Origin of the sequence: Sphingomonas sp. (assembly GCF_025362505.1) — a bacterium.
Lineage (GTDB): Bacteria > Pseudomonadota > Alphaproteobacteria > Sphingomonadales > Sphingomonadaceae > Sphingomicrobium.
Genome location: NZ_JANYGG010000042.1, coordinates 1 through 11529 on the forward strand (window position 1 = coordinate 1; position 11529 = coordinate 11529).

General features: G+C 67.4%; 9 protein-coding genes and 1 pseudogene. 1 reads left to right on the plus strand and 9 read right to left on the minus strand.

Going from position 1 to position 11529, the window contains the following annotated elements; all coding sequences use genetic code 11:
• Positions 1–62: 62 nt before the first annotated feature.
• Genes purU through Q0R27_RS03450 form a run of 9 tightly spaced genes read right to left on the minus strand, consistent with a single transcriptional unit; the run spans position 63 to position 10729 of the window.
• Entirely contained in the window at positions 63–923 is an 861-nt protein-coding gene (purU, locus tag Q0R27_RS03410) for a formyltetrahydrofolate deformylase (protein WP_293940903.1), read from the minus strand.
• Between the two features lie 50 nt (positions 924–973).
• The gene (locus Q0R27_RS03415) at positions 974–1447 is read right to left on the minus strand and encodes a sarcosine oxidase subunit gamma (RefSeq protein ID WP_293940905.1); all 474 of its coding nucleotides are present in this window, start codon (positions 1445–1447) and stop codon (positions 974–976) included.
• Complete coding sequence (locus tag Q0R27_RS03420) at positions 1440–4202, minus strand: 2Fe-2S iron-sulfur cluster-binding protein (protein ID WP_293940906.1); 2763 nt, start codon at positions 4200–4202, stop codon at positions 1440–1442. Before Q0R27_RS03420 ends, Q0R27_RS03415 begins: the two co-directional genes overlap by 8 nt.
• Positions 4199–4462 (minus strand): sarcosine oxidase subunit delta, encoded by a 264-nt coding sequence (locus Q0R27_RS03425; protein ID WP_293940908.1) that lies wholly within the window; start codon positions 4460–4462, stop codon positions 4199–4201. The genes Q0R27_RS03420 and Q0R27_RS03425 overlap by 4 nt, the downstream gene beginning before the upstream one ends.
• Positions 4459–5715, minus strand: coding sequence for a sarcosine oxidase subunit beta family protein (locus Q0R27_RS03430; protein WP_293940910.1), 1257 nt, complete (start codon positions 5713–5715; stop codon positions 4459–4461). The genes Q0R27_RS03425 and Q0R27_RS03430 overlap by 4 nt, the downstream gene beginning before the upstream one ends.
• A complete protein-coding gene (locus Q0R27_RS03435) occupies positions 5712–6860 on the minus strand; it encodes an FAD-binding oxidoreductase (protein WP_293940912.1) in 1149 nt (382 codons plus the stop codon). The genes Q0R27_RS03430 and Q0R27_RS03435 overlap by 4 nt, the downstream gene beginning before the upstream one ends.
• Complete coding sequence (locus tag Q0R27_RS03440; RefSeq protein WP_293940914.1) at positions 6853–8268, minus strand: NAD(P)/FAD-dependent oxidoreductase; 1416 nt, start codon at positions 8266–8268, stop codon at positions 6853–6855. The genes Q0R27_RS03435 and Q0R27_RS03440 overlap by 8 nt, the downstream gene beginning before the upstream one ends.
• A complete protein-coding gene (locus Q0R27_RS03445; protein ID WP_293940915.1) occupies positions 8268–9527 on the minus strand; it encodes a cystathionine gamma-synthase family protein in 1260 nt (419 codons plus the stop codon). The genes Q0R27_RS03440 and Q0R27_RS03445 overlap by 1 nt, the downstream gene beginning before the upstream one ends.
• Positions 9524–10729 (minus strand): aromatic ring-hydroxylating dioxygenase subunit alpha, encoded by a 1206-nt coding sequence (locus Q0R27_RS03450; RefSeq protein WP_293940917.1) that lies wholly within the window; start codon positions 10727–10729, stop codon positions 9524–9526. The genes Q0R27_RS03445 and Q0R27_RS03450 overlap by 4 nt, the downstream gene beginning before the upstream one ends.
• A gap of 187 nt (positions 10730–10916) precedes the next feature.
• Here Q0R27_RS03450 and Q0R27_RS03455 point away from each other — a divergent pair.
• Positions 10917–11529 (plus strand): annotated as a pseudogene (locus Q0R27_RS03455) (transketolase); the annotation flags it as partial.

Below are 11529 nucleotides of genomic sequence, written 5' to 3' on the forward strand. Positions count from 1 at the left end.
CGTAATTCCTGTTTTGCAACTTATTTTCCTCTCAGGAACAATAAGTGCCGGGGATAAGTGGCTCAATCCGGAAACACCACGGTCTTGCTGCCATTGGGAATGACCCTGCCCTGCAGGTGCCAGGCGATGGCGCGGGACAGCACTCGGCGCTCGATATCGCGGCCTTTGCGCACCAGGTCGGCCGCCGAACTCTGATGGGAGATCCGTTCGACGTCCTGCTCGATGATCGGGCCTTCATCAAGATCGGGGGTGACGTAATGGGCGGTGGCGCCGATCAACTTGACGCCGCGGATGTGGGCCTGGTGATAGGGCTTGGCGCCCTTGAAACCTGGCAGGAAGCTGTGGTGGATGTTGATGCACCGCCCGGCGAAGCTTTCGGCGAGCTCGTCGGACAGGACCTGCATGTAGCGCGCGAGGATCGCCAGTTCGGCGCCGGTCTCGCGGAACAGGCGGGCGATCTCGGCCTCCTGCGCGGGCTTGGTGGCGGCGGTGACGGGCAAGAAGTGGAATGGGATGTCGCGCAGGTCGAACTGGTCGAACGCCTCGCGCGGGTGGTTGGAGATGATCGCCGCGATGTCCATGTCGAGCTCGCCGGTGCGCACACGGTAGAGCAGGTCGACCAGGCAATGGTCGAATTTCGAGACGAGGATGAGAACCTTGGGCCGCTCGTCGACCGGGACCAGTCGGACCTGCATGCCATATTGCTGGCGCAGCGCGTCAAGCCCGGTTTCCAGCGCCGCGGTGCCCTTTTCCGCGGGAACGGCGAAGGTAATCCGCATGAAGAAGCGGTTTTCGTCGGGGTCGTCATACTGGCTCGATTCGAGGATGTTGGCCCCCGACTGGAACAGGTGGCTCGATACCGCGGCGACGATCCCGGACCGGTCCTCGCACGACAAGGTCAGGATGTAGTTGCGGTGCGGCATTCAGGCGGTCCTTGTGGCAAGATAGAGGTGAGCTAAATCAGGCGGTGAAGTCATACCGCCAGCGCTTCGTCGACCGCAACAGCGTGTGGCCCCGCGGCCCTCGACCAAAGTTCGATTAGCGCGGGCGCGTAGCTCGCGGCGAAGTAGACGTCGCACGACCGCTCACCGGTCACCACGATGCGCACGGCGATGTGATGGATCATGGTCGAGGCCAGCGAGCCGGTCGTGAATGCGGGGTCTTCGGCGTCGAACAGGCCCGCGACCATCAGCAACGATCGCCAACCCGCTCCGGTCAGCGTCGCGCGGACCAGTCCACCGCCGATCGGGGCGAGCGCGCCGTGATCGGCGATGCGGGCTGCGAGCGCGTTGACCCGGTCCCCGGCGCCGAGCAGCCACCAGCGGCGCGGCTCGACCTGAAGGCGGGGGATATCACCGCAAAGTGCTTCGACATCGCCGCTCCACAGGTCGAGCAGGACGACGTCACCGGCGGGCTGGACGGTGATCAGGACCGCTTCGTCAATCACGGTAGCGGCTCCCTTCGGGGTCGTGGAAGACGGGATCGCTGACGGTCACCATGACGTGCCGCCCGCGGGTCGGCGAGGACGCGAGGATGGTCTCGCCGATCCGCGCGCGGCCATTGGCGAGGAGGGCGAGTGCGACGCTGCCATCGCGGAGGACGCGCGAGGCGGCGGAGGTCACATAGCCTTCGACCGGCGCGCCCGCGCGGGCGATGAGCATCGCGCCTTCGGGGATCGGGTCCGCCGCCTCGACCCCGACGAGTTGCATCCGGCCGGTGGCGGACTGTGCCGGGAGCGATAGCGCTTGCGCGCCGACGAAGCCGCCCGCCTTGCGTTGCATCTTGCCCATGCCGAGGTCGCCGGCGGTCGTCCGCCCCTCGGCCTCGGCGCCGATGACGACATGGCCTTTCTCGATGCGCAGTGCGTCGAGCGCCTCGAGCCCATATGGAAACCCGCCGCGGGTCCGCACTGCGGTTTCGAGCGCGTCCCACACGGGACCGGCCTGGAACCCGGCAGGATAGACTTCGAACGCTCGCTCGCCGCTGTAGCTTGCCGCCAGGATCAGGACTGAAACACCGACGAGGGTCGCGTTTGTCAGGCCCATATGCGCTGGCGGAACCGCGCCGATCAGCCCGGTCAGAATGTCGACCGCGAACGGGCCCGCGAGCGCGATTCCGGCGAGTTGTTCCTGCTGCGGGATGATCGAGACGCGCAACGTCGGGGCGAGGATGCGGTGCACGTAGCTCAAATGCGCTTCCATGCGGTCGGCGCCGCCGGTCGAGCTCGTCATCAGGTAGCGGGTTTCGTCGAGCCGCCACACGGTGCCGTCGTCCATCACCATGCCGTCCTCGCGCAGCATGATCGTGTAGCGTCCCCGGCCGACGGCGAGCTTGGCGATCCCGGTCGCGCAGACCAGCTCGAGGAAGGCGGCGGCATCGGGGCCGGCGACGATGAACTTGGCGAGGGTCGAGACGTCGACGATCCCGGCGGCGGTGCGCACGGCGCGGGCTTCGCGCTTCGCTGCCTGCTGGAGATTTTCGCCCGCCACCGGATAGGCGCGCGGGCGGTGCCAATAGCCCAGGGGCTGCCACAGCGGGGCGAGCTTCATGTGGCGGTCGTGGAGCGCGAGGCGGCGGCTCGGCGCGATATGCCCGCCCGCGTCGGGGCCGGCCAGCGCGGCGAGCGTCAGCGGGGTGAAGGGCGAGCGGAAGCGGGTCAGGCCGGCTTGAGGGATATCGACCCCGGCGGCACCGGCGAGGCGGGCGAGCGCGGCCATGTTGCTGGTCTTGCCCTGGTCGGTCGCCATGCCGAGCGTGGTGTAGCGCTTCAGGTGTTCGACCGAGCGATATCCTTCCTGCCAGGCAAGATCGATATCGGCCGCGGTGACGTCATTCTGGAAATCGATGAAGCTGTGTTTAGGGTCGTGGAGCGGGACGGTGGAGGCCGGGGCAATCGGTTCGATTTCCCCCGACGCCGCGCCCACGCTGCTAACCGACTGCGGCGATGCGCCAGGGACGAACGCCTGGAGGTCGGGTCGCCACTCGAGCTGACCGCCGGCCTGGCTGTGAAGATGGACCGCGGGGGTGAAGCCGCCAGACATGGCGAGCAGATCGGCGGCGAAGCGGTGGCGCGTGCCCGCGACCTCGGCCTCGACCGAGGTGAGGTGATGCCGGGCGCCGTGCGTGGCGATCGGGCGGGCATCGGCGAAGGTCGCGAAGCGCGAGGCAGGTGGCGTGGCGCGCTCGTCGAGAATCGCGACGATCTTGCCACCGGCGGCGGCGACCGCTTCGGCGGTGGCGTATCCGTCGTCGTTGTTGGTCGCGATCACGACCCGGTGGCCGGGGAGGACGGCGAACCGGTTGATGAAGGTGCGGACCGCCTGCGAAAGCATCACGCCGGGCCGGTCGTTGCCGGCGAAGGTCAGCGGTCGCTCGAACGCGCCGGTAGCGAGCAGGATGCGACCGGCGCGGACGTGCCACAGGCACTGGGCGGGCTGGGCGGGCGCAGAAGGCTGGCCGGGCTCGGTCAGGCGCTCGGCCAGGGTGACGAAGCCGTGGTCCCACACGCCCGAGGCGGTCGTGCGGGTGAGCAGTCGGACTCCGGCTTGACGAAGGGTCCCGGCATCGGCGGGGGGGGACTGGCCGTCGGCGAGCGCGGTGCCGCCGATGATCCGATCTTGCTCGACGAGGATCACGCGCTCGCCTGACCGCGCGGCAGCCAACGCAGCGTCAATACCGGACGGGCCGGCGCCGACGATCAGCAGGTCGCAGAAGGCCGAGCGATGCTCGTAATGGTCGGGATCGGCTTGCGTCGGGGCCTGGCCGAGACCGGCCGCCTTACGGATGAATTTCTCGTAGAACATCCACCGCTTGGGCGAGCCGAAGAAGGTCTTGTAGTAAAAGCCCGCCGCGAGGAACGGAGCGAGCAGGCCGTTGACCGCGCCGAGATCGAAATTGAGGCTCGGCCAGCGGTTCTGGCTACGCGCGACGAGGCCGTCGTAAACGAACAGGTCGGTGGCGCGGGTGTTGGGCTCGGTCCGGCCGCCAACGCCGACCATGACCAGCGCATTGGGCTCCTCGACCCCCGCCGCCATGATCCCGCGCGGGCGGTGATATTTGAAACTGCGCGCGACAAGGCCGATGCCGTTGGCTAGCAATGCGGCGGCGAGCGTGTCGCCCGGCCGCGCGCGATACTCCACCCCGTCGAAGGTGAAGCGCAGCGTCGCGCCGTCATTGCCGCCGATCCGGCAGGGTCCGCTCACAGGTGCACCGCCGGGTCGAACGTCGCGACTGCTTCGATTGCATGGCTCGTGCGGTGGCGGCGGAGCACCAGCCAAGCGCGACATCCGTATGAATGGCGCCACAGCTCATCGTCGAGCCCGCGCGGGTTGGTCCGGGCGTAGAGCCGGGTCATCGCCTCGTCGTTCGGCATATCGATCGTGACGATCGAGTCGAGGGTTCGCTCATAGATGAACTCGGCCTGCGCGCGATGGCCGCAATAGGGGCAGTCGATGAGCATCATCGCAGGTGCGGTCCCGGCCCGACCCCGGCTTCGTCGATCGTCGCGCCTTCGCGGAACCGGTCGAATCCGAACGGCGCGGCGAGCGGGTGGGAGGCACCGGTGGCGAGCAATTGGGCGTATACAAAACCAGACCCGGGGGTCGCCTTGAACCCGCCGTAGCACCAGCCGCCGTCGAGATAGAGGCCGTCGACCGGCAGGGCCGAGATGATTGGCGAGCCGTCGAAGCTCATATCGGTCGTCCCCGCCCAGCAGCGCACCATGCGCAACCGCGCCAGCGCCGGGATCAGCGCGATCGCTTCGGCCGCGGCGCGTTCGACCGGTGGTGTAAGGCCGCGCTGGGCATAGCTGGGGAAGCGGTCGGGATCGCCGCCCAGCACGATGCCGCCCTTGTCCGACTGGCTGATGTAGCAATGCACCGACTGCGACATGACGACGGTGTCGATCATCGGCTTGACTGCTTCGGTGACGAACGCCTGAAGTGTTTGCGCCTCGATCGGCAGCTTGATGCCGGCCATGGCGGCGAGCGGGCCGCTGTTGCCGGCGACGCAGATCCCGACGCGGCCCGCGCCGATCGCGCCACGGCTCGTCTCGACCCCGGTGACGCGGCCGCCGGACATGGCGAGCCCGGTGACCTCGCAATTTTGGATGATGTCGACGCCGAGCGCATCCGCGGCGCGAGCATAGCCCCAGGCGACCGCGTCGTGACGAGCGGTGCCGCCGCGCCGCTGGATCATCCCGCCCTCGATCGGAAAGCGCGCGCTCCGCGACATGTCGAGCAGCGGAACCAGCTTCGCCACTTCGTCGCGGGTCATCAGTTCGGCGTCGATCCCGGCGCAGCGCAGGGCATCGCCACGCTGGGCGAGCCGGACCATGTCGGAGTCGCTATGACCCAGGACCAGCGCCCCGCGCGGGCTGAACATGACGTTGTAATTGAGCTCGTCGCTCATCGTCTCCCACAGCTTGAGGCTGAATTCGAACAGATTGTGGAGTTCGGGCTGGCGATAGTTGGAGCGGACGATGGTCGTGTTGCGACCGGTGTTGCCACCGCCGATCCAGCCCTTTTCGAGCACTGCGACATTGCGGATGCCGTGGACCTTGGCGAGGTAGTAGGCGGTCGCCAGGCCATGGCCGCCGCCGCCGATGACGATCACGTCATAATGGGACTTGGGCTGCGGATCGCGCCAGGCGCGCGGCCAGTGGCGCTGCCCGGTCAGCCCGGCACGCAACAGCGCGAGCGCCGAATAGCCCTTCATCCCGCCCAGCCGCGTTGCTCGCGCCAGTCGGGCTCGAGGGTAGCGAAGCGGGCGAGACCGAGCTTCGAGATTTCCGCAAAAGAGCACACGCCATCGACGACGAGGTCACGGATGGCGTGACCGCTCGCCGGCGACAAGCCGAACCCGACCCCCGACAAGGTCGCAACGGTGACGTTGGCGGGGTGGTTCAGCCGGTCGATGATCGGGCGGCCGTCGGGCGTATTTTCGATGACCCCGGCCCAGCTGCGGATGACGTTGAGGTGCGCCGCCTTGGGGAACATCTCGGCGACCCGGCGGGCGAGGTTGCGGGCGAGGGGTGAGACCGGACGCGCGGCGGGACCACTCGGCTCCATGTCGATCCACTCGTGCGGGCCGCCGCCAAAGGCGAGGTTGCCGCGCATCGTCTGGCGTCCATAGAGACCGTTACCGTCGACTCCGCCGATCGCCATCATCGGCGCGGGCTCGGTCACGATCATTTCCGCGCGGGCCGAGGCGAGCGGGAAATTTACCCCTAGCGGCTCGAGCAGCATCCCCGTTTGCGGCCCGGCGGCGACGACCAGCGCGTCACAGGAGATTGGACCGCGCGGGGTGTGGACCGCGGTGACGCGCCCACCGACGGTTTCAATCGACTGGGCCGGGCAATGCTGGAAGATGCGTCCGCCCAGATCCTGTAGCGCCCAGGCATAGGCCTGGACCGTGCGCTGCGGGTTGGCGTGACCGCCGAATCTGAGGTGAATCCCGCCGAGGCAGGTCTCGTCGGTCAGCGGGATCATCTCCTGCGCCTGCTTCGAGTCGAGATCGTCGACCCGATAGCCCATCGCGCTGCACATCTGGCCGACCGTGCGATAATGATCGAGCAAGTGGGGATCGCGCTGGAGGATGATCCGTTCGGGGCGATGCTCGGTGGGATAGCCGAGCAACTCGTCCATCTGCGGCCACAGCCGCTGTTCCTCGACGAACAGCGGACTTTGATAGTGCGAGCAGCCACCGCCGTTGCGGCCCGACGCTTCCCAGCCGACAATGCCCTTGTCGAGCACGACCACGTCATAGCCGTCGCGCGCCAGCCACCAGGCGGCGCTGAGCCCGGTGACGCCGGCACCGATGACGACGACCGACGCGCCGTTGGGAAGGCTGGACTCAGACATGCATGTTACCCGGGAGAGATGCGATCATCTCGGCTTCCTGGGGCGTGCCAATGACTGCGTAGGGCAGCCATTGGGTCGGAATGCCGAACCACACGTCCCAGCCTGCGGCCATCTCGGGAAGCTCGTTCCAGTCGGCGAGGATGCCGAGCGGGATCGGTCGAACGGGTGCGCGGAAGCTGGCGACGGGGACGCGGTCGGGGGTGGTGCGCTGCTCGGCGGCAAGCAGGCAGGCGACCTGGTCGCGGCAGCGGCGGCCCTGGCAGGCGCCCATGCCGGCCCGGGTGAGCCGCTTGATCTGGTCGGGATGCGCCGGGCCGTCGCCCAGCAGAGTGGCGAGCGAGCGGGCGGCCATCGGGGCCGGGCGGTCGAGATAGCGCGGCGGCTGGACCCCGAGCAGGTCGGCGCGGCTGACTTCCTCGCATTGGCAGACGATGGTCTCGGGCGGGGCGTGGCGGCCGAGCGCTTCGGCCCATGCGGCGAGGGCAGCGGAGTGGGGACGGATGACCGTGGCGCAGTCGCCGACAAGCTCGATCAGGTCGCCCGGAACGGTCCCAGCGGCGTCGAGCAGTTCGGTCGCGGGGATTGCGCCGATCGCAAGGATGATCGTGTCGCAATCGACGCTGATCCGCCCGTCGCCGGTGAGCTGAGCGAGGACGGCCTGCTCGACCCCGTCGATCCCGCCGCGGGCTTCGGCGATGGTATGGCCGAGGAATAGCGGTATGGCCGAAGCCTCGATGCGCTTGGCGAGTTCCGCCGATCCCTGCATCGCGTCGGCGATCTCGACGATCCCGGCAACCTCGATCCCGCGATCGACCGCGAGCAGCGCCGTATCGAGCGCGAGGTCGCCCGATCCGACGACCAGCACGCGCCGGCTGGCGAGCGCATCGTAGCGGGTGAGCAGCGCGGCGAAGCCTTGCGAGCCCATCACGCCGGGACGGTCCCAGCCGGCGAACCCGAGCACGACATCGCGCGCGCCAGTGGCGAGCAGCAGGCGACCGAAACCGACCATCCGCGCGGCCGCGCCATCGGCAATCCCGAGCAGTGGTTCGGGCAGCGCGCGCATCGCCGGGCCGTTGAGGTAAAGGCCCCAGGCGCAGGTGCCGAGCCGGACATCGACCCCGGCGTCGAACGCCTCCTCGAGGAGTGGATTGCTGGCAAACAGTTGCTCGATCATTCGCTCCGGAGCCTGGACCGCCGCGGTCATCCGTCCGCCGAAATAGAGCGGGACGTCGGTGCCGATGAGCTCCCCGCGGACCGGGTTCTCGTCGATCAGCAGGGCCGAGCCGCCGTTCTTCGCCGCCGCGATTGCCGCCGTCGTTCCGGCCTCGCCAGCGCCGACCACGACGGTGTCGAACCGCTCGTCGGGGGCAGGAATCTTGCCGTTGATGGCGTGGCGGTCGGTGACCATCAGACTGTCTCCAACGCGCGCTTGATGTCGGCGATGAGGTCGTCGCCATGCTCGATCCCGACCGACAGCCGCAGGGTCGCATCGGTGATCCCTCCAGCCGCACGCTCGTCGGGCGAGAGCGCATAGTGAGTCGTCGTCGCGGGGTGGGTGATCAATGTTTCCGAGCCGCCCAAGCTGACCGCGAAGCTCAGCAGGCGGAGCGCGTCGAGAAAGCGGAACGCTTCGGCTTCACCGCCGTGGAGCGCGAACGAAAAGGTCGACCCGGCGCTGCTGCACTGGCGGTCGTAGACGGCGCGCTCGGGCGATCCTTCTTCAAGGAATCCGAGGTAGGTGATCCCGGCCACCTTGGGATGGTCGCGCAGCGTTTCGGCGACGCGGCGGGCATTATCGGAAGCGCGCTCCATGCGCAGGTGGACGGTTTCCATCGACCGCAGCAGCAACCAACTGGTGTAGGGGTCGAGGTGGCTGCCAAGCGTGGTCCGCAGCAGGCGCAGCGCGTGGATGAGGTCGGCCCGCCCGCTCACCCCGCCGGCCAGCAAGTCGCTGTGCCCGCCGCAATATTTGGTGAGCGAGGTCATGCACAGGTCGGCGCCGAGCGCGATCGGGCGCTGCATCAGCGGGCCGAGCAAGGTGTTGTCGACCACGACCAGCGGCCGCGTTCCGGTACGCGTCCCGATCTCGTCGGCGATGGCGACGACCAGCGCGATATCGACCATCGCCCCGGTCGGGTTGGCCGGGGTCTCGATCACGAACAGCTTGAGCGGACCTTGCGCCAGCGCCTGTTCCACTGCGGTCTCGAGGCATGTGCGGTCGCAGCCATTGGCAAAGGCCGCGTGGTGGATGCCGAACCCGGGCATGAAATTGGTCAGGAGGCAGTTGGTCCCGCCATAGATCGGGCGGCTGAAGACGACGCTGTCGCCCGGGCGGAGGTGGGCGAGCACAATCGCGCTGTGGGTCGCCATGCCGCTGTTGAACACGGCCGCCGCCTCGGCTCCGTCCAGTGCGGCGAGCCTTGCCTCGACCATGTCCAGGTTGGGGTGGCCGAGCCGCGCATAGATATGAAGCGCTTTGCCGACTTCGGGGCCGGTGCCGTGGAAATAGGCCTCGTGAATGTCCTTCGCCTGGCGCGCGGATGCATAGGCGAAGGTCGAAGTCATGGTGATCGGCGGCTTGGCGGAGTTGCCCGCGCTCGCCGGATCATAGCCGGCGCGAACCGCCAGCGTTTCGGGGTGCCAGGTCGGATCGTCGTGCGTGGTCATGCCCCGGCCTCATCCAGATAGCGGCGCGCGGTGGCGCAATACCAATCGACGAGGCGGATGGTCAGCGATTCCGCGTCGGGGCTGTACGGCCCGGGGGTGTAACCCGGGGAGAAGATTCCGCGCTGGTTATTCTCGGCCAGCTCCTTGTCCTGCAGGTTGGTGCGGGTCCACAAGTCGGTGAGCGTCTCGATGCTGTAGTCGATCCCTTCGACCGCATCTTCGTGGACGAGCCATTTCGACACGACATGGGTTTCGGTCGGCGAGATCGGCATGGCGGTGAAGGCGAAAGTATATTCGCTGGTCGAATGGCAGAAGACATTGGGCTCGATCGCCCAGCGCATCGATCCGGTGTCGCCGCCGCCCGCGTCGCACATCAGTTTCGCGACGTTGAACTGGCCGTCCATGGTCATTGCCACCGTGCCCTCGTTCAAGGGAAAGCGGACCGCCTGCCACCAGTCTTCGCCGGCGGGCCCCATCGGCAGGGCGAGTGCGGCGATGCGCTCTTCGAACGCCCGCGAGGCTTCGGGATCAATGTCGAAATAGGCCGAGGCGTTGACCGGGAAGGTGCGCGACAATTCGGGGTGGCCGGTCGCGCAATGATAGCATTCGCGGGCGTTCTCCATGACCAGCTTCCAGTTGGCCTGTTCGACGAGGACCGACTGGTGCGCGAGCTTGGCATGGGCGAAGTTCTGCGGAGCCAGGAGGGGCGTCAGGTCGCGGCGCATCGTGTCGAGCGGTGGCGGCGTATCGGCGAGGCAGACGAGGATCGCTCCGGCAACGATCTCGAGGTTGACCGGGTTCAGGCCATGACCGCCCTTGTCGAAGTCATCCGGCATTCGCCCGGCCGCGAGCAACTTGCCGTCGAGCCCGTAGGTCCAGCGGTGATAGGGACAGACGATCCGCGCGGCGTGGCCGGCGCCCGGCTCGCACAGTAAGGACCCGCGGTGGCGGCAGCTGTTATGGAATCCGCGCAGCACGCCGTCGCGGCCACGCATGACCAGGATCGGCCAGTGTCCGATGGTCAGCGAAAGATAATCGCCGGGCTCGCGGAGTTCGATTTCGAACCCGACGAACAGCCAGCTGCGACCAAAAATAGCGGCCAGATCGAAGTCGAAGAAGTCGGCGTCGGTGTAAAAGGGCTGCGGTAGCGAATGGCCAGCAGGCCGCGCGCGCAACTGCGCCGAGATCTGCCCTAGGTCCAACAAACGCCTCCCTTTTCAATTGTTGTAGATCGCATGCCGGACGGGTCGAGTGAAAATCGCATTTCCGCATGGCGGCATGTAAAAAGGTCGCGCGTGTTGCGACCGGGCCATGACCTGAATGCGGAGCGCTTATGCCGTAATAGTTTTTGCTGGGATGATTCGGGATGGTTATGTCATCTGCGTGGACATGATCACCGACACCCGACCGCCCGCGCTGAAGCCCGCGCCCGAGACAATCGCGGTTCTCGAGACCATCGAGGCGCGGCTGCGCTGGCTGTCGTCGTGGACGATCCATAATGCCAATCACCTTCGAGATTCCCGCGATGGTCTGAAGGTCGGCGGGCACCAGGCGAGTTGTGCCTCGATCACCGCGATCATGACCGCGCTCTACTTCGGCGCGCTCCGCCCGCAGGACAAGGTGGCGGTCAAGCCGCACGCCGGGCCGGTGCTCCATGCGATCCATTATATGCTCGGCCAGCAGAGCCTCGGTGCGTTGCAGCGCTATCGCGGGCTGGGCGGCGCGCAAAGCTATCCGAGCCGGACCAAGGACACGATCCCGGTCGATTTCTCGACTGGCTCGGTCGGTCTGGGCGTCGCGATCACCGCCTTTGCCAGTCTGGTGCAGGATTACCTGATCGCGCATGGCCAGCTGGCTCAGTCCGACGCCGGACGGATGATCGCGCTGATGGGCGATGCCGAACTGGATGAAGGCAACATCTACGAATGCCTGATCGAGGGCTACAAGCACGACATCAGGAACTGCTGGTGGATCGTCGATTACAACCGCCAGTCGCTCGATT

Bases quoted from the DNA above. Each gene is read 5' to 3' on its own strand.
- Q0R27_RS03425 (WP_293940908.1), bottom strand. From the start codon at position 4,462: ATGATGCTCATCGACTGCCCCTATTGCGGCCATCGCGCGCAGGCCGAG.
- Q0R27_RS03440 (WP_293940914.1), bottom strand. From the start codon at position 8,268: ATGGTCACCGACCGCCACGCCATCAACGGCAAGATTCCTGCCCCCGAC.
- purU (WP_293940903.1), bottom strand. From the start codon at position 923: ATGCCGCACCGCAACTACATCCTGACCTTGTCGTGCGAGGACCGGTCC.
- Q0R27_RS03430 (WP_293940910.1), bottom strand. From the start codon at position 5,715: ATGAAGGGCTATTCGGCGCTCGCGCTGTTGCGTGCCGGGCTGACCGGG.
- Q0R27_RS03435 (WP_293940912.1), bottom strand. From the start codon at position 6,860: ATGTCTGAGTCCAGCCTTCCCAACGGCGCGTCGGTCGTCGTCATCGGT.
- Q0R27_RS03445 (WP_293940915.1), bottom strand. From the start codon at position 9,527: ATGACCACGCACGACGATCCGACCTGGCACCCCGAAACGCTGGCGGTT.